The sequence below is a fragment of the Sphaerisporangium cinnabarinum genome, from assembly GCF_055567015.1.
Window position 1 is genome coordinate 1 of sequence record NZ_JBVHRG010000004.1, and the last position, 24,142, is coordinate 24,142.

Here is a 24,142-nt window from a genome sequence, read left to right on the forward strand (position 1 = left end):
ACTGCCCTGGAGACGGGGTGGGAGAGTAGGACGCCGCCGGACAACCCTTCACCGAAGGCCCACCCCACACGGGGTGGGCCTTCGGCATTTCCGCACCCAGCACGCCGGATCGCCGGCGGCGCAGCAGGCCGCACGTCGCCCGGAGCGCGAGCGAGGGTCGCCGACGTCTGGCGGACGCCGCCGCTCGTCGGCCGCCGGGTGCGACGCCGCGCCGCCGCATCATGTGCGGACCGCCTGTGACAGGGCAGGATCCTCGTCCTCCCGTCGTGGGAGGATGGCCTGCGCAAACTTCAGAACGAGAGGGAACCCCGGTGAACGACACCCCCCGTGAGCCCGAGCCGGATCGTCCGTCCTCGGGCGACGACCGCGGTGGTCGACGCGACCGTGACGGTCGGCAGGAACCTCCCCGTGCGGGACGTGGTCGGGAGGGCGGCGCGCCGTCGGGCGACCGCCGTGGCGGGCCCGCCCGTGGAGCCGGCCGTGGTGCCGGGGACCAGCGAGACCGCGGCCAGGGTGGCTACCGCGGTCGGCGCGACGACGACCGTGGCCGCCCGGGCAGCGATCGTCCGGCACGCGACGGGGCGAGCCGCGGCTCGGGCGGGCGCCCGGACCGCGACCGACGAGACGGCTCCCGCGGGACCGCCGACGCACGGGGTGGGGACCGCTCCGACCGTCGCGGTACGTGGGGCGAGCGCGGTGACTCGTCGCGCGGCCCGCGCCGTGAGTACGGCGCAGCGCGCGACGACCGGTCGCGTCCCCGCGACGGTGACGCCGGGTCGCGTCCGTGGCGCGACGGTGCGGACCGTCCCGCACGGGGCGGAGACGCTGGTCGCGGGCGCTTCGAGCGCGACTCCGCGGGCGGGCGTCGCGGACCGGGCGGACCGCGCGACGACCGCCGCGGCGGTGACCGTCCCGGGGGAGAGCGCCGGGGCCACGCCCCGCGCGCCGGGGCCGGCCGCGACCGCGAGGGCTTCGACCGACGTCCTGAGCCTCGGCACCCTGCCGGCCCGGACCTGCCCGAGGACGTGCAGATCTCCCAGCTCGACCGCGCAGCGCGCGGCAGGCTCCGGACGCTGAGCAAGGACACCGCCGAGGTCGTCGGGCGCCACCTCGTCATGGCGGGCCGCCTCATCGACACCGACCCGGAGCTCGCGTACGAGCACGCCCAGGCCGCGGTGCGTCGTGCCGGACGGGTCGACGTCGCGCGCGAGGCCGCGGGGCTGACCGCCTACCGGACCGGACGGTACGCCGAGGCGCTGCGTGAGCTGCGCACGGTGCGCCGCCTCAACGGGTCCTCCGAGCACCTGCCGATCATGGCCGACTGCGAGCGCGGTCTGGGGCGTCCCGAGCGTGCGCTCGCCCTCGCGTCGTCGGACGAGGCCGCGACCCTGGACGACGTCGGCCGGACCGAGCTGGCGATCGTCGTGAGCGGCGCGCGCGTCGACCTCGGTGAGCTCGACGCGGCCCTCGCCGTGCTCGACAACGTGCCGCCGGTCGGTCGCGGCGGCGAGCTCGGCGCGCGCGTGCTCCAGGCGCGCGCGTCCGTCCTGGAGCTCGCCGGCCGCACGGAGGAGGCCGCCGAGATTCTCGCCGGCATCGACGCGCGCCTGCTGGCCGCCGCGCTGGGCGAGGAGGACGAGGACGTCGTCGTCTACGACCTGAGCGAGGAGCTCGAGGAGGAGGACGAGGACTCGGACGTCACGGGCGACGAGCCGGACGCCTCGACCGGCGAGCCCGAGGCCGCTCCTGACGAGGCCGAGACCGGGTCGGCGTCGTCCGACCCGGATGAGCGGCCGACGGACGGGGGCGACCGGTGACCGCCGGCCTGCTCGCGAGCGACGTCGCGCTCGCCGACCGCTACGACCTCGCGCTCGTCGACCTCGACGGTGTCGCGTACCGCGGGCACGAGCCGATCGAGCACGCGTCCGAGGGCCTCACGGCCGCGCGGGGGCGCGGGATGCGGCTGGTGTTCGTGACGAACAACGCGTCCCGCGAGCCGGAGTCGGTCGCCGAGCAGCTCACCGGTCTCGACATCCCGACGACGCCGGACGAGGTGATGACCGCGGCGCAGGCCGCCGCGGCGCTCCTGCGCACCCGGCTCGAGCCGGGGGCGCGCGTGCTCGTCATCGGCGGTGCGGGCCTGCTGACGGCGGTGCGCGAGGCGGGCTTCGTCGTCGTGGAGAGCGCGGACGACGAGCCCGACGCCGTCGCGCAGGGGTTCGCGCCCGAGCTCGGCTGGACCCAGCTCGCCGAGGCCGCCTACGCCGTCCAGCGCGGCGCGTGGCACGTGGCGAGCAATCTCGACCTGTCGCTCCCGACCGCGCGCGGCTTCGCCCCGGGCAACGGGTCGCTCGTCGGGGCGGTGCGCGCCGCGACGGGCGTGACGCCCGACAGCGCGGGCAAGCCGTCGCCCACGATGTACGGCCTCGCGATCGACCGGGCGGGTGCGCAGGCGCCGCTCGTCGTCGGCGACCGGCTGGACACCGACCTCGCGGGAGCGCGGGCCGGGGGCTATCCCGGTCTGCACGTCCTCACGGGCGTGAGCACCGCGCGGGACGCGATCCTCGCGGAGCCCGGGCTGCGTCCGCACTACGTGGGCGCGGACCTGCGCAGCCTCCTCGAACCGCACCCCGCGCCCGAGCGCGACGCCGAGGGCTGGTGGGCGTGCGGGGACAGCGCGGCCCGCGTCGAGGACGGCGCGCTCCGCCTGGACGTGCGCGGCGCGGCGACGGTCGACACGGTGCGAGCCGCGGCGTCGGCCGCCTGGGCGGCGGTCGACGACGGGCTGCCCGTCGACCCGGCGGGCGTCCCCGACCTCCCGGTGGGGACGCACTGACGGCACGCGGGGCGGATCACCGCGGCGGCGCACGGCGCGCGGCGTGCTTCCGGCACCGCGCGCCCTCGTCCGTGGGACGCTACCGGTAGCGTGGTCCGCGGTCCCGGGGCGACGCTCCGGGTGACGCGCGACCAGACAGGAGGCAGGACATGACGGACGGTCCGCAGCGACCCGTGCCCGGTCCGCCCCCTGGCCGTGCGGCCGACGCGCGCGTCGGCGACGCCGAGGTGTCGCTCGAACCGGTCCTCGCTCGGCTCGCCGAGCTGGACGGCCTCGCGACGGCTGACCACGTGGGGGTGCTGGAGGCCGTGCACGACGCGCTGGTCGCCGAGCTGGCCCGCGCGGAGGACTGAGCGTGGGGGAGCGGGACGGCGCCCGGCTGGACGGCGAGCTCGTCCGGCGCGGGCTCGCACGGTCACGGCGGCACGCGGCCGAGCTCGTCGCGGCGGGCCGGGTGACGCGCGCCGGGACGGTGCTGACCAAGCCGTCGACCGCCGTCGGCTCCGAGGACCTCGTGGCGGTGACGCCCGACCCGCACGACCCAGGCTATGCGTCCCGGGCCGCGTTCAAGCTCGCGGGCGTGCTCGACGCGCTGGACGCGGCCGGTCGTGCAGGCTCGGCGGAGGCCGGGGGGCTGCCCCGTGCCCCGGTCGTCGACGGTGCGCGATGCCTCGACCTCGGCGCGTCCACGGGTGGGTTCACCGACGTGCTGCTGCGGCGCGGCGCGCGCGAGGTCGTCGCGGTCGACGTGGGCCACGACCAGCTGGTGCCCGCGCTGCGGGCCGACCCGCGCGTCGTCGTGCACGAGGGGCTCAACGTGCGCGACCTGTCGCCCGAGCACGTGGGCGTCGTGCCCGACGTCGTGGTCGGCGACCTCTCGTTCATCTCGCTGGCGATGGTCCTGCCCGCCGTGGCCGGCGTCGTCGGGCCCGGGACGGACCTCCTGCTGCTGGTGAAGCCCCAGTTCGAGGTCGGCCGCGAGCGGCTCGGCAGCGGCGGGGTCGTCCGCGACCCCGCGCTGCACGTCGAGGTCGTCGCCGCGGTCGCGCGGCACGCCGCGCTGGTCGGGCTGCGGCCGCTCGCCGTCGTGCCGAGCCCGCTCCCCGGTCCGAGCGGCAACCGCGAGTACTTCTGGTGGCTGCGCGCGGGGGACCCGGGCCGGGCCGACGGCGCGGCGTTCGAGGACGAGGCGCTCGAGGGCGCCGCGGCGCAGGCCGTCGCGTGGCAGCCCGGGCCCGACGGCGGCCCGCCCCCGGTCGTCGCGGTCGCCCGCACCGTGGGCCCGTCCGCCGAGCTGTCCACCGAACCGCCCGATCGACCCTCCGCCGCGGCCGTCCCGCCGCCGGCACCGCACGCCGCACCGGGTGCGGCCCCGACCACCGACCGACCCCTGACCGGAGGAGCAGCGTGACGCGACGCGTCCTGATCGTCACCCACGGCGGCCGCCCCGAGGCGGTCGTCGCGCTGCACGAGGCGGTGAGCGAGCTCGAGCGCGCCGGTTTCGAGGTGACGCTGCACGACGACGACCTCGCGGAGACGTTCGGCGACCACATGGCGCGCACGCGGGCGCGCGAGGGCGTCGCGGAGTCCGAGGTCGTCATCGTGCTCGGCGGCGACGGCACGATCCTGCGCGCGGCGGAGCTCACCCACGGCACGGGCGTGCCGCTGCTGGGGGTGAACCTCGGCCACGTCGGGTTCCTCGCGGAGAGCGAGCGCGAGGACCTGCGCGCGGCGGTGGGCCGCCTCGCGGCGTTCGACTACACGGTCGAGGAGCGCACGATCGTCGAGGTCCGCGCCTACCTGCCGGGCGAGCCGGAGCCGCTCGTCGGCTGGGCGCTCAACGAGGCGACGGTGGAGAAGGCGCAGCGCGAGCGGATGATCGAGGTCGTGCTCGGCGTCGACGGCCGTCCGCTCTCGTCGTTCGGGTGCGACGGCGTCATCACGGCCACGGCGACGGGCTCGACGGCGCACGCGTTCTCGGCCGGCGGCCCCGTGATGTGGCCCGAGGTCGACGCCGTGCTCGTCGTGCCGCTCGCGGCGCACGCGCTGTTCGCGCGCCCGCTCGTCGTCGGTCCCCGGTCGACGATCACGGTGGACGTGCTGCCGGACTCGGCGTCGTCGGGCGTCCTCACGTGCGACGGCCGGCGCCGCATCGACCTGCCGAACGGCTCGCGCGTCGAGGTGCGGCGCTCCGACACGCCGCTGCGTCTCGCGCGCCTGAGCACGGCGCCGTTCACGGACCGGCTGGTGTCGAAGTTCTCGCTGCCGGTGGTCGGGTGGCGCGAGCGTGCGGCGAGCGTCGCCGCGACGGCGGGCACCGCCGCGGAGCGCGCCGCGGCCGCTCCGGGCGGCGCGGGCGAGACGGGCAGGCGCCCCGGCGACGGGGGCACCACGGACGAGGAGGAGTGAGCGTGCTCGAGGAGATCGCGATCGAGAACCTCGGGGTCATCCGGTCGGCGCGCGTCCCGGTCGGCGCCGGGCTGACGGTGATCACGGGCGAGACGGGTGCCGGCAAGACGATGGTCCTCACCGGCCTCGGCCTGCTCATGGGCGGCAAGGCGGACCCGGCGACGGTGCGCCCGGGCGCGGCGAGCGCCGTCGTGGAGGGCCGGGTGCGCGTCGCGGACCGACCGGCGGTCGCGCAGCGCGTCGACGACGCGGGCGGGCAGGTGGACGACGACGGCTCGGTCGTCATCCTGCGCACGGTGGCCGCGGAGGGCCGCTCGCGCGCGCACCTCGGCGGGCGCAGCGTCCCCCAGGGCGTCCTGGCGGAGATCGCCGACGACCTCGTCACGGTGCACGGGCAGTCGGACCAGCTCCGGCTGCGCACCGCGAGCCGTCAACGCGTGGCGCTCGACGCGTTCGCCGGGCCGCAGCACGCCGATCTCCTCGGGCAGTATCGCGAGGCGTGGGCCGAGCGGTCGGCGCTGCAGGCGCAGATCGACGACATCGAGACGCGCGCGGGCGAGCGTGCCCGGGAGGCGGAGCTGCTGCGCCTCGGGCTCGCCGAGGTCGAGCGGGTCGCGCCCCAGCCGGGCGAGGACGTCGAGCTCACCGCGCTCGTCGCGCGGCTCGGGAACGTCGAGGAGCTCCGGGTCGCCGCGCAGCTCGCGCACGACGCCGTCGCGGGCGACGAGGCCGCCGAGCCGCAGGAGAACGCCGTCGTGTCGGTCGACCGCGCGCGCCGCGCGCTCGAGTCGGTGGCCGGGACGGACCCGGCGCTCGCGCGCCTCGCCGAGCGGCTCGCCGAGGTGGGCTACGTGCTCGCGGACGTCGCGACGGAGATCTCCGGCTACGTCGAGGACCTGGCGGCGGACCCGGCCGGCCTCGAGTCCGCGCACGCGCGCCTCGCCGAGCTGGGGACGCTCACGCGCAGCTATGGGGAGACGGTCGACGACGTCCTCGCCTGGGCGAGCGACGCGGGGCTGCGGCTCCTGGACCTGGACGACGGCGGGGAGCGGCTCCAGGCCGCGACGGCACGCCGCGACGAGCTCGACGCGGAGCTGGACCGGCTCGGCACGGCGATCACGGCCTCGCGCGAGCGGGCCGCCGCCGAGCTCGCGACGGCCGTGACCGAGGAGCTGCGCGGGCTCGCCATGGGAGGCGCGAGCCTCGTCGTCGACGTCGAGCGCGCCGAGGAGCCCGGCCCGTGGGGCGTCGACGCCGTGACGTTCTCGCTCGTCGCGCACGCCGGCGCGCCCGCGCGCCCGCTCGGCAAGGGCGCGTCGGGCGGCGAGCTCTCGCGCGTCATGCTCGCGATCGAGGTCGCGCTCGCGACGGCCGCCGTCGACGGCACCGGGCAGGTGCTGCCCACGTTCGTGTTCGACGAGGTCGACGCGGGGGTCGGGGGCAAGGCGGCCGTGGAGGTGGGGCGCCGGCTCGCGTCGCTCGCGCGGCGCACCCAGGTCGTCGTCGTCACCCACCTCGCGCAGGTCGCCGCGTTCGCGGACGTGCAGCTCGTCGTCACGAAGGCGTCGGGCGAGGGCGACCCGTCGACCGCGGTCACGGTCACCGGTGTGCGCGAGGTCACGGGGGAGGAGCGCGTCCGCGAGCTTGCGCGGATGCTCTCGGGCCAGGAGGACTCGGACGCGGCCCGCCGCCACGCGGTGGAGCTTCTGGAGTCGTCGGTCGTGGGACGATAGGGCACGATGAGACTCACTCTGCGCAAAGCCTCCCTGCCGGAGGCCGGGTCCGGCACGCTCGGCCCGGCCAAGGTCGACGCGCGCACCAAGGCGCTCACCAAGCGGCTCAACCCGGGGGACGTCGCGGTGATCGACCACGTCGACATCGACCGGGTCGCCGCCGACGCGCTCGTCGCCGCGAAGCCGTCCGCCGTGCTCAACGCGGCCAAGTCGGTCTCGGGCCGCTACCCGAACCTCGGCCCCGACGTCCTCGTCGAGGCCGGCATCGTGCTCGTCGACGACCTCGGCCCCGCGATCATGGCGATCCCCGAGGGCCGCGTGGTGCGGCTCGACGGTGGCAAGGTGTACCTGGGAGACGACCTCGTCGCCGAGGGCGTGCTGCAGAGCGAGGAGACGGTCGCGCGCAGCCTCGAGGAGGCGCGCGCGAACCTCTCGGTCGAGATCGAGTCGTTCGCCGAGAACACGATGAACTACCTGCGCCGCGAGCGGGACCTGCTGCTCGACGGCGTCGGCGTCCCGGACATCCGCACGTCCATCGAGGGGCGTCAGGTCCTCATCGTCGTGCGGGGCTACCACTACCGCGAGGACCTCGCGACGCTGCGTCCCTACATCACGGAGTACCGGCCGGTGCTCATCGGCGTGGACGGCGGCGCGGACGCGATCCTCGACGCAGGGTGGAAGCCCGACATGATCGTCGGGGACATGGACTCGGTCTCCGACCGCGCGCTGAGCAGCGGCGCGGAGATCGTCGTGCACGCCTACCGCGACGGCAAGGCGCCCGGCCTCGAGCGCGTGCAGGAGCTCGGCGTCGAGCCCGTCGTCTTCCCGGCGACCGGCACGAGCGAGGACATCGCGATGCTCCTCGCCGACGACAAGGGCGCCGAGGTCATCGTCGCCGTCGGCACGCACGCGACGCTCGTCGAGTTCCTCGACAAGGGCCGCGCGGGCATGGCGAGCACGTTCCTCACCCGGCTCCGGGTCGGCGGCAAGCTCGTCGACGCCAAGGGCGTGTCGCGCCTGTACCGGCACCGGATCTCCAACCTCCAGCTCTGGCTCCTCTCGATCGCCGGGCTCCTCGCCGTCGTCGCGGCGCTGTGGTCGACGGCCGCGGGCCAGACGTTCTTCGGGATCGTGGGCGCCCGGTTCGACGACCTGTGGTCGTGGATCGGGACGCTCTTCTCGGGCGGCGGCTGAGCCCGCCGGGCCGTCGTCGTCGACGGCCCGCGCACGTGCCTCCGGCGCGTGCCCTCCGGCGGACGGCGCCGACCCTGACCCTTGCCAGCACGCAGCAGCTCGAACCGAAGGACACCACCGCACAGTGATCGACTTCAGGTACCACATCGTCTCGTTGATCTCGGTCTTCCTGGCGCTCGCCGTGGGGATCATCCTCGGCGCGGGCCCGCTCCAGGGCGCGATCGGCGACCAGCTCACCGGGCAGGTCGAGCAGCTGCGCACCGAGCGCAACGAGCTGCGCGACCAGCTCGACCAGGCCAACGTCACGCTCGGCGACGACGCGCGGTACATCGAGGCCGCGGGGCCGCAGCTCGTGGCGGGGTCCCTCCAGGACCGTCGCGTGGCGGTCGTCGACCTGGACGGCGCGGACGACGAGCGCGACGACGCCGTCACCGCGCAGCTCGAGACGGCGGGCGCGTCCGTCGTCGGGCACGTGCGCCTCACGGACTCGTGGACGAGCCAGGACGAGGAGAGCGCGCGGCAGACGGTGGCCGAGGGCCTCGGCGACAAGCTCGGCGACGTCCCGCAGGACGCGACCCCCGAGCAGCGCCTGTCGCGCGCGCTCGCGCTCTCGCTCACCGGGGCGGCGCCGTCGAGCACGGAGGAGCGCAGCCCCGAGGCGGTCGAGCTCGAGGCGCTGCTCGAGCGCTTCGCGCTCGTCGACGTGGTCTCCGAGCAGACCCTCCCGGCGGACGTGGTCCTGCTGCTCGCGGGCTCCGCTCCCTCGCCGGCGACCCCCGCCGCGGAGGGCGAGGAGCCGCCCGCACCCGACACGTACGCGGTCGACATCGAGGTCCAGGTGGCCGTCGCCGCGCAGGACGTCGCAGGCGCCGCGCTGGTCGCCGGCCCCACGGCGGTCTCGGGCGACGTCGTCTCGACGATCCGCGCGAACGAGGACCTCGCCTCGACGGTCTCGACCGTCAGCGGCATCGAGGCCGAGCCGGGCCGGATCAACGTCCCGCTCGCGCTCGCGGCACGGCTCGCGGACCAGGTGGGTCAGTTCGGGTTCGAGGAGAGCGCGACGGCCGTCCTCCCGCCCGCGGTCGAGCTCCCGCCGGTGACGCGCACGACGGCGTCCCCCGCGGGCGCGCAGGACGCCGCGGCGGGCGACGCCGCGGGCGCCCCGGCCGGTGCCGGGGCCGACGTCGAGCAGGCCGACGCCGGCGCGGGGGAGGGCTGACGTGGGGCGCGCGCTGCGCACGCTCGCGGCCGCCGGCGTCGCCGCGACGGTGACCACCGTGGCACGCCGCGCGGCCGGGTCGCGCGCGCCCGGGGGCGCGGAGCGCTGGACCCGGACCAACCACCGGGGCGAGCCGATCAGCCTGCTCGAGGGCCCGGCCGTGGCGGCCGGCCTCGTCGCCGGCACGCTCGCGGCGGGCGGCGACGCCCGCACGCGCGCGGCGGTCGCCCTCGCGACGGCCAGCGCGGGCACGTTCGGCCTCGTCGACGACCTCGCGGAGGACACGACGAGCCGCACGAAGGGGCTGCGCGGCCACCTCGGAGCGCTGGCGCAGGGTCGGGTCACGACGGGTGCGCTGAAGATCCTCGGGATCAGCGGCGTCTCGCTCGTCGCCGCGGCGATCGGCACGCGCCGCACGGGCGGGGCGTTCGGGCACCTCGTGGACGTGGGCGTGAACGGCGCGCTCATGGCCGGCACCGCGAACCTGCTCAACCTCCTCGACCTTCGCCCGGGGCGCGCCCTCAAGGCCGCCGGGATGGCGTCGCTCCCGTACCTCGGCACCGCCGCGGCGCCGACGACGGGTGCCGTCCTCGGCGCGGCGGTCGCCGCGGCGCCGGGGGACCTCGGCGAGCGCGACATGCTCGGCGACTGCGGCGCGAACGCGCTCGGTGCCGCGCTCGGCTCCCAGGTCGCGCTCACCGCGCCCCGCCCGGTGCGCTGGCTCGCGCTCGCGGGCGTCGTGGGGCTCACCCTCGCGAGCGAGAAGGTGAGCTTCTCGAAGGTCATCGAGGGCAACGGCGTGCTGCGGCGCGTGGACACGTGGGGCCGGCGCCCGGCGTGAGCGCGCGGGCGGGGCGGCTGCGCGCCGCCACGGGCACCCTGGCGGGCGCCGCCGCGATGATCACGCTCGTGACGGTCGCGAGCCGGCTCGTCGGGTTCGCGCGGTCGCTCGTGCAGTCCGCCGCCGTCGGCACCGAGGGCGTCGGGTCGGCGTTCACGGCCGCGAACCTGCTGCCGAACGTGCTGTTCGAGGTCGCCGCGGGCGGTGCGCTCGCCGGCTCGGTGGTCCCCCTCCTCGCCGGGCCGATCGTCCGGCGCGCGGGCACCGAGGTGTCGCGCATCGCGTCGGCCCTGCTCGGGTGGACGCTCGTCGTGCTCGTCCCGCTCGGGGGGCTGCTCGCGCTCCTCGCGCAGCCGATCGCCGGCCTCCTCATGCGCGAGCACCCCGAGCTCGTCGACGTCACGGCGACCTTCGTGCGCGTGTTCGCCCTGCAGGTGCCGCTCTACGGGCTCGCGGTCGTGCTCGGGAGCATCCTCCAGGCCCACAAGCGGTTCTTCTGGCAGGCGTTCTCGCCGCTCCTGTCGAGCGTCGCGGTCATCGTCGTCCTCCTCGTGTTCGCGGGTCTCGCGGGCGGCAACCAGAAGGACGTCGCCGAGCTGTCGGGCCAGGCCATCGCGTGGCTCGGCTGGGGCACGACGGCGGGAGTGGCCGTCCTCGCGCTGCCCCTCGTGCTCCCCGTGCACCGGCTGGGCGTCCGCCTGCGGCCCACGCTGCGCTTCCCGGGCGGCGAGGCGGTCCGGGCGCGCAACCTGGCGTTCGCGGGCGTCGGGGCGCTCGTCGCGCAGCAGCTCTCGGTGCTCGCGATCATGGGCGCCGCCTACCGGTTCGGGCCGGAGCAGACCTTCCCGACCTACTGGTACGCCCAGCAGGTCTACCTGCTCCCGTACGCGGTGCTGGCCTTCCCGCTCGCGACGAGCACGTTCCCGCGCCTCGCGGAGCACGTCGCGCACGCCCGGCACGACGCCTACCGGCGCCTGCTCGCGACCACGACGCGCACGCTGCTCGTCGTGGCGGGGCTCGGCGTCGCCGCGCTGATCGCCGCGTCGGCGGCCGTCGAGGCGGTCTTCGCCCGCATCGCGACGGGCTCGGTCGACGGGCTCGGGGGAGCGGTCGCCGCGATGGCGGTGGGCATCGTCGGGTTCTCGCTGGTCCTGCACCTGTCGCGCGCGCTGTACACGATCGACCGCCAGCGGGTCGCCGTCGTCGTGACCGCCGCGGGCTGGCTCGTCGTCGCGGCGACCGCGTACGTGCTCCCCGCCCTCACGGGTGCCCGCGACCAGGCCGGGGTGCTCCTGCAGCTCGGCCTCGCGACCGCGGTGGGGATGTCGGTCGCGGGCGCGGGGCTGCTCCTCGCGACGCGCCGCCACGCCGGCCCGGAGGCGACGCGCGGCGTCCCGCGGACGCTCGTCGTCGTCGCGGTCGGCGTGGCGCTGGGCGCGCTCGCGGGCTCGGCGCTGTCGAGCGCCCTGCTGCCCGACGACGCAGGCTGGCTGTCCGCCGTCGGCGTCGGAGTGCTGGCTGCCCTCGTCGCGGGCGTGGTCGTCGTCGGCGTCTCCCTGGCCGGCGACCGTGCGGCCCTCCTGGGCGTCCTGCGCCGCGGTGCGCCGGGCTCGCCGCGCCACCCGGTGTGAGCGGACCGACCCTCGGGTCCGCGTGCCGTCGTCGGGCACGCTGTTAGGATGGAGTTCCGTGGCAGATCACCTGAACCGGCCCTCCTCCCGCCTCAACGCCTCGGGCGCTCGTACCGAGCACCGCACCGCGCACGTCTTCGTCACCGGCGGCGTCGCCTCCTCGCTCGGCAAGGGCCTCACGGCGTCCAGCCTCGGTCGTCTGCTCCGCTCGCGCGGCCTGCGCGTCACCATGCAGAAGCTCGACCCGTACCTCAACGTCGACCCCGGGACGATGAACCCGTTCCAGCACGGCGAGGTGTTCGTCACCGAGGACGGCGCCGAGACGGACCTCGACATCGGCCACTACGAGCGCTTCCTCGACGTCGACCTCGAGGCCTCCGCGAACGTCACGACCGGCCAGGTCTACTCCCAGGTGATCGCGCGCGAGCGGCGCGGCGAGTACCTCGGCGACACGGTGCAGGTCATCCCGCACATCACCGACGAGATCAAGACGCGCATGCGCGCCCAGGCCGGTGAGGACGTCGACGTCATCATCACCGAGATCGGCGGCACCGTCGGCGACATCGAGTCGCAGCCCTTCCTCGAGGCGGCCCGCCAGGTGCGCCACGAGCTCGGCCGGGACGACGTCTTCTTCCTCCACGTGTCGCTCGTGCCGTACATCGGCCCGTCGGGCGAGCTCAAGACGAAGCCCACGCAGCACTCCGTGGCGGCGCTGCGGTCCATCGGCATCCAGCCCGACGCGATCGTGCTGCGCGCGGACCGCGTGGTGCCCGAGCCGGTGAAGCGCAAGATCGCCCTCATGTGCGACGTCGACAACGAGGCGGTCGTCAACGCGATCGACGCGCCGAGCATCTACGACATCCCGCGCGTGCTGCACTCGGAGGGCCTCGACGCCTACGTCGTGCGCCGCCTCGGCCTGCCGTTCCACGACGTCGACTGGGACGGCTGGAGCCAGCTCCTCGAGCGCGTGCACCAGCCCGCCCACCGCGTCGAGGTCGCGCTCGTCGGCAAGTACATCGACCTCCCGGACGCGTACCTCTCCGTCACGGAGGCGCTGCGCGCCGGCGGGTTCGCGAACGACGCGAAGGTCACGATCCGCTGGGTCGCGTCCGACGAGTGCCAGACGCCCGAGGGCGCGGACGACGCGCTGCACGGCGTGGACGCGGTGCTCGTGCCCGGCGGGTTCGGCGTGCGGGGCATCGAGGGCAAGCTCGGCGCGCTGCGCTGGGCGCGCGAGAACAGGGTCCCGACGCTCGGCATCTGCCTGGGCCTGCAGTCGATGGTCATCGAGTACGCGCGCAACGTGCTCGGCATCGACGACGCGTCCTCGACCGAGTTCGACCCGGGCACGTCGCACCCCGTCATCGCGACCATGGAGGAGCAGCTCGCGATCGTCGGCGGCGACGGCGACCTCGGCGGCACGATGCGCCTGGGCTCCTACGAGGCCGCGCTCACCCCGGGGTCGGTCGTCGCGAAGACCTACGGCGCGGAGCGCGTCACGGAGCGCCACCGCCACCGCTACGAGGTGAACAACACCTACCGCAAGCAGCTCGAGGAGGCGGGGCTCGTCATCAGCGGCACGTCGCCCGACTCGTCGCTCGTCGAGTTCGTCGAGCTCCCCGCGGACGTCCACCCGTACTACGTGAGCACGCAGGCGCACCCGGAGTTCAAGTCGCGCCCCACGCGCTCGCACCCGCTGTTCAGCGGGCTCGTCCGCGCCGCGCTCGAGAACCAGGCGGACTGAGTGGCCGGCGAGCACCCGGTCGTGGACGCGCTCGCGCCCCGGCCGGTCGTCGAGACGACGGTCGTGCACGAGGGCCGCGTGTTCGACCTGCGGGCCGACGTCGTCGACCTCGGGGACGGGGGCCGCGTCACGCGCGAGTACCTCGACCACCCCGGCGCGGTCGCGATCGTCGCCCTCGACGCCGACGAGCGCGTCCTGCTGCTGCGCCAGTACCGCCACCCGGTGCGGCGCGAGCTGTGGGAGGTGCCCGCCGGCCTGCTCGACGTCGTGGGCGAGGACGGCCGCGTCGCCGCGGCCCGCGAGCTCGCCGAGGAGGCGGACCTGCGGGCGTCGCGGTGGGACGTGCTCGTGGACTACTTCACGACGCCCGGCGGGTCGAACGAGGCGCTCCGGGTCTTCCTGGCACGCGACCTGTCGCCCGTGCCGGACGACGAGCGGTTCGAGCGCGAGGCCGAGGAGCTCGACATGGAGGTGCGGTGGGTCCCGCTCGACGACGCGGTGGCCGCCGTCCTCGGTGGCGCGCTGCACAACCCGTCGGCGGTCGTCGGGATCCTCGCGGCCGCGACGTCGCGCGCGGGCGGCTGGACCTCCCTGCGCCCCGCCGACGCACCGTGGCCGGAGCGCCGCGGGGGCTGACGCCGACCGGACCGGTCCGGTCCGACCAGGAACCGGTCCGGTCCTCGACGGCCCGGCCGCGAGCGACGTCGGGCCATGCCGCGGCCTCTCGTCCCCGGCGTGGCTGGCCACCGGCCCCGGTCTCGTGCCGTTCTGCCCCGGCCCCGCCGAGGCGGGCGCGCTGGCGTCGATGTCGGTCGTGCACCGAGCCGAGGAGGTGAGCCCCGTGAACGCTGTGTCCGTACCGGGCGCTCCCTCGCAGCCCACGATCGCGCGACGGCCGTAGCCGTCCCGGGAGCGCTCGCCGCACCGTCGCGAGAGGCGACTCCCCTGAGCACCACCACACCCTCTTCTGCTCCGGGCTCCTCGACGGGGGCCACGACCCCTGGTCCGGCAGCGGCAGTCCCCGGATCGACGCGGGCGAGCGCGCCCTCGTGCTCGGGGGCGGCGGCTCCACCGGCAACGCGTGGCTGATCGGTGTCGTCGCCGGTCTGGCGCACGCCGAGGTCGACGTCACGACGGCGGGCCTCACCGTGGGGACGTCCGCCGGCGCCACCACCGCGGCACAGCTCGCGGGCGCGGCGCCGGCCGAGCTCTACGCCGCCGTGGCCGCCGGAGCCCCGCCGCGGCGCACGGACGTTCCCGGGGCGGGCGAGCGCCGGGAGCGGACCCGCCAGGCGGCGGAGCAGGTGGCGCGCACGGCCGCGCTCAGCGCCGCGTCGCACGACGCGGCGGACATGCCATGCAGCTCGACGCGCAGGTCGCGGAGCTGCGCTCGCCGGGCCCCGGTGTCAGGCGCGCGTGCGGGTCGTGAGGACGACGCGCGTGGACCCGGCGACGAGGAGCGCGGAGCCGAGCATGTGCAGGCCCACGAGCAGCGCGGGCAGGCCCGTGAAGTACTGGACGTAGCCGATCGCGCCCTGGGCGAGCGTGATGGCGAGCAGGATCCACGCGGCGCGGCGCACCTCCTGCGGCCCGCGGCGGACGCTCACGAGGTACACGACGAGGACGGCGACGAAGACCCAGACGGCCCATGCGTGCACCTTGCTCATGAGCGCCGGGTCGACGGCGAACCGGTACCCGACCTCCTCGTCGCCGCTGTGCGGGCCTGCGCCCGTGACGATCACGCCGAGGACCACGACGACGGCGGTGAGCCCGTACAGCGCCCACGCGAGCAGGCGCGGGCGCGGCGCGACCGTCGGGACGGGCGGGCCGTCGCCCTCGCCGGAGCGGTGCAGCAGCAGCAACGAGACGGACACGAGCGCCGCCGAGACCACGAAGTGGAGCGACACCCAGCCCGGGTGCAGGTGCAGCAGCACGATGACACCGCCGATGATCGCCTGCGCGGCGACGCCGAGGAGCGGCACGGCGCCCAGGAGCCGGTAGGACAGGACGCGGGAACGGTCGGTCCACACGAGCACGAGGGCCGCGATCGCGATGACGCTCAGCACCCCGGTGAGCGTGCGGTTCCCGTACTCGACGAACTGGTGGTACGTCGTCTCGGGGTGGAAGCGTGCCGCGAACTGCCCGGGCTCGCACTGCGGCCACGTGGAGCAGCCGAGGCCCGAGCCGGTGAGCCGGACCGCGCCACCGGTGACGATGATGCCGATCTGCGCGACGAGGTTGGCGACGAGCACCGGTCGGGTCCAGCGGCGCAGCGGCGCGAGCCGGTCCGGTCGGGTGCCGCCGTCGCCGGCGGGGCGGTCGGTCGTGCCGGGGTCGAGCGCGGGGGGCGGGGTGCTCACGGTCCCACGGTATCGGGACGTGCCCGCAGGCCCGGAATCCTGCGGGTGTGAGATGTGCCCGGGCCGGTCAGGTCCAGCGGAAGAGCTTGCCGGCACCCCAGCCGAGCGCGGCGGTCCAGCCCAGCAGCACGACGACGGAGAACGGCGGCACGGACCCGTCGAGCAGGGCGCCGCGCATCGCCTCGCCGAGCGCGCCCGACGGGAGCAGCAGGGCGACGTGCGCGAGCGGCCCGGGCAGCTGGTCCGCCGGGACGAGCACGCCCCCGCCGACCGTGAGGAGCACGAGCACGAGGTTGGCGACCGCGAGCACGCCTTCGGCGCGCAGCGTCCCCGCGAGCAGCATCGCGAGCGACGTGAACGCGGCTGTGCCGAGCAGGACGGCGAGGAGCGCGGCCGGGATCCCCGCGAGGTCGGGCCGCCAGCCGAGCGCGAGCGCGACGGCGGTGATGACGACGACCTGCACGACCTCGACCGCGAGCACGCCCAGCACCTTGCCCGCGAGCAGGCCCCCGCGGCCGAGGGGGGTGGTCGACATGAGGCGCAGCACGCCGTTGCGGCGGTCGAACGCGGTCGCGATGGCCTGGGACGTGAACGCCGTCGACATCACGGCGAGCGCGAGCACGCCGGGCGTCACGAAGTCGACGCGCGTCGCACCGCCCGTGTCGAGGTCGACGAACGACGTGAGCACGAGGCCGAGCAGCAGCATGACGGGCAGGATGACCGTCACGAGCAGCTGTTCCCCGTTGCGCAGGATCATCCGGGTCTCGAACGCCGTCTGGGCGGCGACGCGGCGCCACGCTGGCGCGGCGAGCTCGGTCCCGGCCGGTCGCTGGGCCGCGGTCGTGGCCGACGGCTTCTCGTTCGCGGTCATCGCAGGTGCCGTCCCGTGAGGTCGAGGAACACGTCCTCGAGCGTGCGGCGGCCCACGGTGACGCGCGACGCGAGGACGCCGCGCGCGGCGAGCCACGTCGTCAGCGCGACGAGCGTCGCCGGGTCGGCGGGGCCGGTGAGGGTGTACGAGCCGGGCTGCGGCTCGGCGACGGACCACGCCTCCGGGCCGGGGGCGCCGTCGCGCGCGGCGAGCGCGTCGCGCAGGCCGGCGAGGTCCAGGCCCGCCGTCGCCTCGACGCGCACGGTGCGGTCGGTCTCGCCGTCGGCGCCGGACTCGAGGAGCTCGCGCGTCGCGCCCGCCGCGATGACCTTGCCGTGGTCGACGACGTACACCCGGTCCGCGAGGTCCTCCGCCTCGTCCATGAGGTGCGTCGTGAGGACGATCCCCACGCCCTCGGCGCGCAGCTCGCGCACGAGCTCCCACACCGCGTGGCGGCTCTGCGGGTCCATGCCCGCGCTCGGCTCGTCGAGGAAGACGACCTCGGGTCGCCCGACGATCGCCGCGGCGAGCGCGAGGCGCTGCCGCTGGCCGCCGGACAGGCGCCGGACGGTGGTGCGGGCGAAGCTCTCCAGCCCGAGGCGCTCGGTGAGCTCGCCGACGTCGCGCGGGCGGGCGTACATCGACGCGACGTGCCGCAGCATCTCCAGCGCGCGCACGCCCGTCGGCAGCCCGCCGTCCTGGAGCATCACGCCGACCCGGGGGCGCAGCTCGCGCGCGTCGGTCAGGGGGTGGAGCCCGAGCACCTCGACGCGCCCGGCGTCGGGGGAGCGCAGGCCCTCGCAGCACTCGACCGTGGTGGTCTTGCCGGCGCCGTTGGGGCCGAGCACCGCGGTGATCGCGCCACGCTCGGCGGTGAGGGACACGCCGTCGACGACGGCACGACCGTCGTAGCGCTTGACGAGGTCGTGCACGAGCACGGCGGGGGCGGGCACCCGGCCGATTCTAGGGGGAGCGCGCGCGCCCGCCGACCCGCGGCCGCCCTGGTCGCGCGGGGTGTCGCGTACGCCACACCGGCCGCCTCGAGGACCCGTCTGAGGGTCGCCTTGCTTGCGCCGGAACAATTAGGGAACAACCATGTTGTCTATATCGAGGGCGCTGCGCGCGCAGGCGTGCCCCGACCGACCACGGAGGTGAGCATGGGAGCAGGAGCGGTCCGACCGGACGCGCTGCGTACCGTCGCCCCCTCCGGCGCGCCCGCGACCGACGTCGACCGGCGCACGCGCGAGCGCGTGCTCGAGCTCGTCGCGAGCGCGGGCCCCGTCAGCGCCGGCGACCTCGCCGCGACGCTGGGCCTCACGCCCGCCGCGGTGCGCCGCCACCTCGCGCTCCTCGAGGAGGACGACCTCGTGGCCGTCCACGACGCCGGGCACCCCACGGGGATGCGCGGCCGCCCCGCGCGCCGGTACGTGACGACGTCGGCCGGGCAGAGCGAGCTCAGCGGGACGTACGCCGACCTCGCCGCCCAGGCGCTGCGGTACCTGCGCGACGTCGCGGGCCCCGACGCCGTCGAGCGGTTCGCCCAGGACCGGCTGTCCGAGCTCGCCGACCGCTACGCGGGCCGGCTCGACGCGCCGGACGTCGAGGGCCGCGCGGCCCAGCTCGCCGCCGCCCTCGCTGACGACGGCTACGCCGCGAGCGTGCGCCCCGTGCCCGGCACCTCCGCCGTCCAGCTGTGCCAGGGGCACTGCCCGGTGCAGCACGTCGCCGAGGAGTTCCCGCAGCTGTGCGAGGCGGAGGCGCAGGTCTTCGCCAAGCTGCTCGGCTCGCACGTGCAGCGCCTCGCGACCCTCGCGACCGGCGCGCACGCGTGCACCACGAACGTGCCGGTCGGGATCTCCGTCCCGGCCCCCGCACCGCGGGTGGCGCGAGCCGCCCTGGCCCACGACGTCCGGGCGCGGGGGCGCCCGTCGTCGGGCGAGACCTGACCCCGAGGGGCACCCCGCCCCGCCCGTACGACCTCCCCCGAAGAACCTGTACCGACTGCCCCCGCCCGCAACGACGGACAGTGGAAGGACGACCATGAGCGCTCCCACCCAGGACGCCGCCGGCACGGCCCTGCCGACCGGTGAGAAGCAGACCGACGACGAGATCATCGCCTCGATCGGCGCCTACGAGTACGGCTGGCACGACTCCGACGAGGCCGGCCAGATCGCGCAGCGCGGCCTCAACGAGGACGTCGTGCGCAACATCTCCCGGCTCAAGAACGAGCCCGAGTGGATGCTGAACCAGCGCCTCAAGGCGCTGCGCCTGTTCGGCAAGAAGCCCATGCCGAGCTGGGGCTCCGACCTCACCGGCATCGACTTCGACAACATCAAGTACTTCGTGCGCTCCACGGAGAAGCAGGCCGCCACGTGGGACGACCTGCCCGAGGACATCAAGGAGACGTACGACAAGCTCGGCATCCCCGAGGCGGAGAAGCAGCGCCTCGTCGCGGGCGTCGCCGCGCAGTACGAGTCCGAGGTGGTCTACCACCAGATCAACGAGGAGCTCGAGCGCCAGGGCGTCATCTTCCTCGACACGGACACCGCGCTGCGCGAGCACCCGGAGATCTTCCAGGAGTACTTCGGCACCGTCATCCCGTCGGGCGACAACAAGTTCGCCGCGCTCAACTCGGCCGTGTGGTCGGGCGGGTCGTTCGTCTACGTGCCGCCGGGCGTGCACGTCGAGATCCCGCTGCAGGCCTACTTCCGCATCAACACGGAGAACATGGGCCAGTTCGAGCGGACGCTGATCATCGCGGACGAGGGCTCCTACGTGCACTACGTCGAGGGCTGCACCGCGCCGATCTACTCCTCGGACTCGCTGCACTCCGCGGTCGTCGAGATCGTCGTGAAGAAGAACGCCCGCGTGCGCTACACGACGATCCAGAACTGGTCGAACAACGTCTACAACCTCGTGACCAAGCGGGCGACCGCGGCCGAGGGCGCGACGATGGAGTGGGTCGACGGCAACATCGGCTCCAAGGTGACCATGAAGTACCCGGCGATCTACCTGCTCGGCGAGCACGCGCGCGGCGAGACGCTGTCGATCGCGTTCGCGGGCGAGGGCCAGCACCAGGACGCCGGCGCCAAGATGGTCCACGCGGCGCCCCACACGTCGTCGTCGATCGTCTCGAAGTCGGTCGCGCGCGGCGGCGGACGCACGTCCTACCGCGGCCTGGTCCAGGTGCTCGAGGGTGCCTCGCACTCGGCCTCGACCGTGCTGTGCGACGCGCTGCTCGTCGACCAGATCTCCCGGTCCGACACCTACCCGTACGTCGACGTCCGCGAGGACGACGTGTCCATGGGGCACGAGGCGACGGTCTCGCGGGTGAGCGAGGACCAGCTGTTCTACCTCATGTCCCGAGGCATGGAGGAGACCGAGGCGATGGCCATGATCGTGCGCGGGTTCGTCGAGCCCATCGCGCGCGAGCTGCCCATGGAGTACGCGCTCGAGCTCAACCGCCTCATCGAGCTGCAGATGGAAGGGTCCGTCGGCTGATATGACCACCACCACCGTTCCCGAAGAGGCCGGTCTGACCACCGACCACTCGCGCGCGCAGGCCGACGGGGCGCACTCCCACGGCGTCGTCGTGCCCCAGGGCTCGCGCGCCGAGCGGCTCACGTCGTTCGACCTCGCCGACATCCCCGTGCCCTCCGGGCGCGAGGAGGAGTGGCGCTTCTCGCCCGTGGCGCGGCTCGCGCCCCTGTTCGACGACAAGATCGTCGGGCAGAGCGGCGGCGGCGACGTGCGCGTCACGGTCGTCGAGGCGCCCGAGGTCGAGGTCACGATCGTCGGCCGCGACGACGAGCGCCTCGGCACCGCCGGCAAGCCCGGCGACCGCACGGCCGTGACGGCGTGGAACGCCTTCGAGCAGGCCACCGTCGTCACGGTGCCGAAGGAGGCCGTCGCCTCCGACGTCACCTCGGTCCGCATCGAGGGCCACGGCTCCACGCCGACGGCGAGCCACGTCCTCGTGCGCGCCGAGCGGCACTCCGAGGCCGTCGTCGTGCTCGACCACGTGGGCGCCGCGACGCTCAACGAGACGGTCGAGATCGTCGTCGAGGACGGCGCGCACCTCACCGTCGTGTCCGTCCAGGACTGGGCCGACGGCGCCGTGCACGCGTCGTCGCACCGCGCGCGGATCGGGCGCGACGCGCGCCTCAAGCACGTGGTCGTCACGCTCGGCGGCGACGTCGTGCGCGTCACCCCGGACGCCGAGTTCACCGCCGAGGGCGGCGAGGTCGAGATGGTGGGCCTCTACTTCGCCGACGCGGACCAGCACCAGGAGCACCGTCTGTTCGTCGACCACGCCGTCCCGCGCTGCAAGTCCCGCGTGACGTACAAGGGCGCGCTGCAGGGCGAGGGCGCGCACGCCGTGTGGGTCGGGGACGTGCTCATCCGGGCCGAGGCCGAGGGCACCGACACGTACGAGCTCAACCGCAACCTCGTCCTCACGGACGGCGCGCGCGCGGACTCCGTGCCGAACCTCGAGATCGAGACGGGCGAGATCGAGGGTGCGGGCCACGCGTCCGCGACCGGCCGCTTCGACGACGAGCAGCTCTTCTACCTGCAGGCGCGCGGCATCCCGGAGGTCGAGGCGCGTCGCCTCGTCGTCCGCGGCTTCTTCGCCGAGCTCATCCAGGAGATCGGCGTCACGTCGGTCGAGGAGCGCCTGCTCGAGGCGATCGAGCGCGAGCTGAGCAAGTCCATGTCGATCATCGACGGGAGCGCCGAGCCCGCCGAGGCGACGGCGTGACCGCACAGCCCGCCTGCACGACGTCCGACCTCGGCCCGGAGGAGGCGCTGCGCGTCGAGCTCCCGGCCGAGGACGGGCGCGTCGTCGAGGTCGCGGTCGTGCGCGACGGCGACGGCGGGTGGCACGCGATCTCCGACATCTGCTCGCACGGGGCCGTGTCCCTGTCCGACGGGGAGGTCGAGGGCTGCTTCGTCGAGTGCTGGCTGCACGGCTCGCAGTTCGACCTGCGGACCGGCATGCCGACCGCGCTGCCCGCGATGCGGCCTGTGCCGGTCTACCCGGTGACGGTCGACGGCGAGCAGGTGCTCGTCGACGTCGACCGCGTCGTCGCTCCCACCTGACCCGACCTTCTCTGACCCGGCGCGCCGCGCGCGCCCCCCAGCTCAAGAACCTCTTGGAGAACCACTGATGTCCACTCTCGAGATCCGCGACCTGCACGTCAGCGTCGAGACCAAGGAAGGGCCGAAGCCGATCCTGCGCGGCGTCGACCTGACGATCGCCAGCGGCGAGGTCCACGCCATCATGGGCCCGAACGGCTCGGGCAAGTCCACGCTCGCCTACTCGATCGCCGGCCACCCCAAGTACCAGGTCACCGGCGGCACCGTCACGCTCGACGGCGAGGACGTCCTCGCCATGAGCGTCGACGAGCGCGCCCGTGCCGGCCTGTTCCTCGCCATGCAGTACCCGGTCGAGGTCCCCGGCGTGTCCGTGTCCAACTTCCTGCGCACCGCGAAGACCGCGATCGACGGCGAGGCCCCCGCGCTGCGCCACTGGGTCAAGGACGTCAAGGGCGCCATGGAGCGCCTGCGCATGGACGACTCCTTCGCCGAGCGCTCGGTCAACGAGGGCTTCTCCGGCGGCGAGAAGAAGCGCCACGAGATCCTCCAGATGGAGCTCCTCCAGCCGAAGTTCGCCGTCCTCGACGAGACCGACTCGGGCCTCGACGTCGACGCGCTGCGCATCGTCTCCGAGGGCGTGAACCGCGTCCACGGCGAGACCGACGCGGGCATCCTCCTCATCACGCACTACACGCGCATCCTGCGCTACATCAAGCCGGACTTCGTCCACGTCTTCGTCGACGGCAAGGTCGCGGAGGAGGGCGGCCCCGAGCTCGCCGAGCGCCTGGAGGAGGAGGGCTACGACCGCTACCTCGGTGGCGCCGTCGAGTCCGCCTCGGCCGCCTCGGCCTGAGCGCTCGCACCACCTGAGGAGACGACCATGACGACCACCGCGCACCCCGCAGGGCAGCAGGCCGGTCCGGCGCGCCTGACCGACGTCGAGCTCGCCGCCGTGCGGGCGGACTTCCCGCTGCTCGAGCGCACCGTGCGTGGTGGTCGTCCGCTCGTCTACCTCGACTCCGCGGCGACGTCGCAGAAGCCGCAGGTCGTCCTCGACACCGAGGTCGACTTCTACGAGGAGCGCAACGCGGCCGTGCACCGCGGCGCGCACCAGCTCGCCGAGGAGGCGACCGAGGCGTTCGAGGACGCCCGGGACGACGTCGCGGCGTTCGTCGGCGCGCGTCCGGGCGAGATCGTCTGGACGTCCGGCGCGACGGCCGCGATCAACCTCGTCGCGTACGGGATCTCGAACGCGACGCTCGGCCGCGGGGGAGAGGCGGCCCGCCGCTTCGCGCTCGCGCCGGGCGACGAGATCGTCCTCACCGAGGCGGAGCACCACGCGAACATCGTCCCGTGGCAGGAGCTCGCGGCCCGCACCGGGGCCGTCCTGCGTTGGTTCGAGGTGGACGACGACGGCCGCGTGCGCGTCGAGGACGCGGCGACCGTCATCACCGAGCGCACCCGCGTCGTGGCCTTCACGCACGTGTCGAACGTGACGGGCGCGGTCACGCCGGTCGAGCCGATCGTGGCCCGGGCGCGCGAGGTCGGGGCGCTCACGGTGCTCGACGCGTGCCAGTCCGTGCCGCACCTGCCGGTCGACCTGCCTGCGCTCGGCGTCGACTTCGCCGCGTTCTCGGCGCACAAGATGCTCGGGCCCACGGGCGTGGGCGTGCTGTACGGGCGGCGCGAGCTGCTCGAGGCGCTGCCGCCCGTGACCACCGGCGGGTCGATGATCGAGGTCGTCACGATGACCGAGTCGTCGTACATGGCGCCGCCGCAGCGGTTCGAGGCCGGCACGCAGCCCGTCGCGCAGGTCGTCGGGTTCGGCGCCGCCGCGAAGTACCTGCACGAGCTCGGGATGGACGGCGTCGCCGCGCACGAGCTCGAGCTCGCCGCGGAGCTGCTGCGCATCGGGGAGATCCCCGGCGTGCGCATCATCGGCCCGCGCGAGCCCGAGGACCGGCTCGCCGTCGTGTCGTTCGTCGTGGACGGCGTGCACGCGCACGACGTCGGCCAGGTGCTCGACGACGCGGGCATCGCCGTGCGCGTCGGTCACCACTGCGCCCAGCCCCTGCACCGCCGCTTCGGGGTCGCCGCGACCGCGCGCGCGTCCGCGTCGGTGTACACCACGCGCGAGGACGTCGACGCGTTCCGGGAAGCATTGGCCGGGGTGCGCGCGTTCTTCTCGGTGGACTGAGAGAGGACCC

At 75.1% G+C, this 24,142-nt stretch carries 20 protein-coding genes and 1 pseudogene; 18 read left to right on the forward strand and 3 right to left on the reverse strand.

Annotated elements, in window-relative coordinates; all coding sequences use genetic code 11:
• The first annotated feature begins 1,025 nt into the window (after positions 1-1,025).
• The 12 genes and pseudogenes from ACZ4MO_RS07240 to ACZ4MO_RS07295 all read left to right on the forward strand — a co-directional run bounded on the left by ACZ4MO_RS07240 (position 1,026) and on the right by ACZ4MO_RS07295 (position 14,243).
• Positions 1,026-1,817 (forward strand): tetratricopeptide repeat protein, encoded by a 792-nt coding sequence (locus ACZ4MO_RS07240; RefSeq protein WP_255437144.1) that lies wholly within the window; start codon positions 1,026-1,028, stop codon positions 1,815-1,817.
• Entirely contained in the window at positions 1,814-2,836 is a 1,023-nt protein-coding gene (locus tag ACZ4MO_RS07245; RefSeq protein ID WP_175008672.1) for an HAD-IIA family hydrolase, read from the forward strand. The genes ACZ4MO_RS07240 and ACZ4MO_RS07245 overlap by 4 nt, the downstream gene beginning before the upstream one ends.
• A gap of 149 nt (positions 2,837-2,985) precedes the next feature.
• A complete protein-coding gene (locus ACZ4MO_RS07250; protein ID WP_085388060.1) occupies positions 2,986-3,189 on the forward strand; it encodes a hypothetical protein in 204 nt (67 codons plus the stop codon).
• Positions 3,186-4,019, forward strand: a pseudogene (locus ACZ4MO_RS07255) (TlyA family RNA methyltransferase); the annotation flags it as partial. The gene ACZ4MO_RS07250 and the pseudogene ACZ4MO_RS07255, both read left to right, overlap by 4 nt.
• A gap of 224 nt (positions 4,020-4,243) precedes the next feature.
• A complete protein-coding gene (locus tag ACZ4MO_RS07260; protein WP_175008671.1) occupies positions 4,244-5,245 on the forward strand; it encodes an NAD kinase in 1,002 nt (333 codons plus the stop codon).
• Between the two features lie 2 nt (positions 5,246-5,247).
• Positions 5,248-6,978 carry a DNA repair protein RecN gene (recN, locus tag ACZ4MO_RS07265; RefSeq protein ID WP_175008670.1) on the forward strand — a complete coding sequence of 577 codons (1,731 nt, stop codon included), beginning with the start codon at positions 5,248-5,250 and terminating at the stop codon, positions 6,976-6,978.
• A gap of 6 nt (positions 6,979-6,984) precedes the next feature.
• Positions 6,985-8,172: a putative cytokinetic ring protein SteA gene (gene steA, locus ACZ4MO_RS07270; RefSeq protein ID WP_021482582.1), complete on the forward strand. Its 1,188-nt coding sequence runs from the start codon at positions 6,985-6,987 to the stop codon at positions 8,170-8,172.
• Positions 8,173-8,296: 124 nt separating this feature from the next.
• Positions 8,297-9,391, forward strand: coding sequence for a copper transporter (locus tag ACZ4MO_RS07275; RefSeq protein WP_175008669.1), 1,095 nt, complete (start codon positions 8,297-8,299; stop codon positions 9,389-9,391).
• Position 9,392: 1 nt separating this feature from the next.
• Positions 9,393-10,232 carry a hypothetical protein gene (locus ACZ4MO_RS07280; protein ID WP_186810410.1) on the forward strand — a complete coding sequence of 280 codons (840 nt, stop codon included), beginning with the start codon at positions 9,393-9,395 and terminating at the stop codon, positions 10,230-10,232.
• Positions 10,229-11,863, forward strand: a complete 1,635-nt coding sequence (gene murJ / locus ACZ4MO_RS07285) for a murein biosynthesis integral membrane protein MurJ (RefSeq protein WP_255437142.1) — start codon at positions 10,229-10,231, stop codon at positions 11,861-11,863. Before ACZ4MO_RS07280 ends, murJ begins: the two co-directional genes overlap by 4 nt.
• Before the next feature lie 70 nt (positions 11,864-11,933).
• Positions 11,934-13,607, forward strand: coding sequence for a CTP synthase (pyrG, locus tag ACZ4MO_RS07290; RefSeq protein ID WP_255181295.1), 1,674 nt, complete (start codon positions 11,934-11,936; stop codon positions 13,605-13,607).
• Positions 13,608-14,243, forward strand: a complete 636-nt coding sequence (locus tag ACZ4MO_RS07295; RefSeq protein WP_175008668.1) for an NUDIX domain-containing protein — start codon at positions 13,608-13,610, stop codon at positions 14,241-14,243.
• 770 nt (positions 14,244-15,013) lie between these two features.
• On the opposite strand, the gene ACZ4MO_RS07300 is transcribed toward ACZ4MO_RS07295, so the two are convergent.
• The 3 genes from ACZ4MO_RS07300 to ACZ4MO_RS07310 form a co-directional block, all read right to left on the reverse strand.
• Positions 15,014-15,967 (reverse strand): COX15/CtaA family protein, encoded by a 954-nt coding sequence (locus ACZ4MO_RS07300; protein WP_175008667.1) that lies wholly within the window; start codon positions 15,965-15,967, stop codon positions 15,014-15,016.
• Positions 15,968-16,034: 67 nt separating this feature from the next.
• Positions 16,035-16,838, reverse strand: a complete 804-nt coding sequence (locus tag ACZ4MO_RS07305) for an ABC transporter permease (RefSeq protein ID WP_175008666.1) — start codon at positions 16,836-16,838, stop codon at positions 16,035-16,037.
• The gene (locus tag ACZ4MO_RS07310; protein WP_175008665.1) at positions 16,835-17,791 is read right to left on the reverse strand and encodes an ATP-binding cassette domain-containing protein; all 957 of its coding nucleotides are present in this window, start codon (positions 17,789-17,791) and stop codon (positions 16,835-16,837) included. Before ACZ4MO_RS07310 ends, ACZ4MO_RS07305 begins: the two co-directional genes overlap by 4 nt.
• 204 nt (positions 17,792-17,995) lie before the next feature.
• Between ACZ4MO_RS07310 and ACZ4MO_RS07315 the strand changes: the two genes are divergently transcribed.
• From ACZ4MO_RS07315 to ACZ4MO_RS07340, 6 genes are all read left to right on the forward strand, one after another.
• Positions 17,996-18,784: a DNA glycosylase AlkZ-like family protein gene (locus tag ACZ4MO_RS07315; protein ID WP_175008664.1), complete on the forward strand. Its 789-nt coding sequence runs from the start codon at positions 17,996-17,998 to the stop codon at positions 18,782-18,784.
• A 94-nt stretch (positions 18,785-18,878) separates the two neighbouring features.
• The gene (gene sufB, locus ACZ4MO_RS07320) at positions 18,879-20,339 is read left to right on the forward strand and encodes a Fe-S cluster assembly protein SufB (RefSeq protein WP_074805987.1); all 1,461 of its coding nucleotides are present in this window, start codon (positions 18,879-18,881) and stop codon (positions 20,337-20,339) included.
• A 1-nt stretch (position 20,340) separates the two neighbouring features.
• The gene (gene sufD, locus ACZ4MO_RS07325; RefSeq protein ID WP_175008663.1) at positions 20,341-21,597 is read left to right on the forward strand and encodes a Fe-S cluster assembly protein SufD; all 1,257 of its coding nucleotides are present in this window, start codon (positions 20,341-20,343) and stop codon (positions 21,595-21,597) included.
• On the forward strand, positions 21,594-21,938 hold the full coding sequence (locus ACZ4MO_RS07330) for a non-heme iron oxygenase ferredoxin subunit (RefSeq protein WP_021480875.1): 345 nt from the start codon (positions 21,594-21,596) through the stop codon (positions 21,936-21,938). Before sufD ends, ACZ4MO_RS07330 begins: the two co-directional genes overlap by 4 nt.
• 67 nt (positions 21,939-22,005) lie before the next feature.
• A complete protein-coding gene (gene sufC, locus ACZ4MO_RS07335; RefSeq protein WP_137280410.1) occupies positions 22,006-22,788 on the forward strand; it encodes a Fe-S cluster assembly ATPase SufC in 783 nt (260 codons plus the stop codon).
• 27 nt (positions 22,789-22,815) lie between these two features.
• Positions 22,816-24,132 (forward strand): SufS family cysteine desulfurase, encoded by a 1,317-nt coding sequence (locus ACZ4MO_RS07340; RefSeq protein ID WP_175008662.1) that lies wholly within the window; start codon positions 22,816-22,818, stop codon positions 24,130-24,132.
• Positions 24,133-24,142 lie beyond the last annotated feature (10 nt).

Bases quoted from the DNA above. Each gene is read 5' to 3' on its own strand.
- ACZ4MO_RS07340 (WP_175008662.1), top strand. From the start codon at position 22,816: ATGACGACCACCGCGCACCCCGCAGGGCAGCAGGCCGGTCCGGCGCGC.
- ACZ4MO_RS07305 (WP_175008666.1), bottom strand. From the start codon at position 16,838: ATGACCGCGAACGAGAAGCCGTCGGCCACGACCGCGGCCCAGCGACCG.
- sufD (WP_175008663.1), top strand. From the start codon at position 20,341: ATGACCACCACCACCGTTCCCGAAGAGGCCGGTCTGACCACCGACCAC.
- ACZ4MO_RS07250 (WP_085388060.1), top strand. From the start codon at position 2,986: ATGACGGACGGTCCGCAGCGACCCGTGCCCGGTCCGCCCCCTGGCCGT.
- steA (WP_021482582.1), top strand. From the start codon at position 6,985: ATGAGACTCACTCTGCGCAAAGCCTCCCTGCCGGAGGCCGGGTCCGGC.
- ACZ4MO_RS07315 (WP_175008664.1), top strand. From the start codon at position 17,996: ATGGGAGCAGGAGCGGTCCGACCGGACGCGCTGCGTACCGTCGCCCCC.
- sufB (WP_074805987.1), top strand. From the start codon at position 18,879: ATGAGCGCTCCCACCCAGGACGCCGCCGGCACGGCCCTGCCGACCGGT.
- sufC (WP_137280410.1), top strand. From the start codon at position 22,006: ATGTCCACTCTCGAGATCCGCGACCTGCACGTCAGCGTCGAGACCAAG.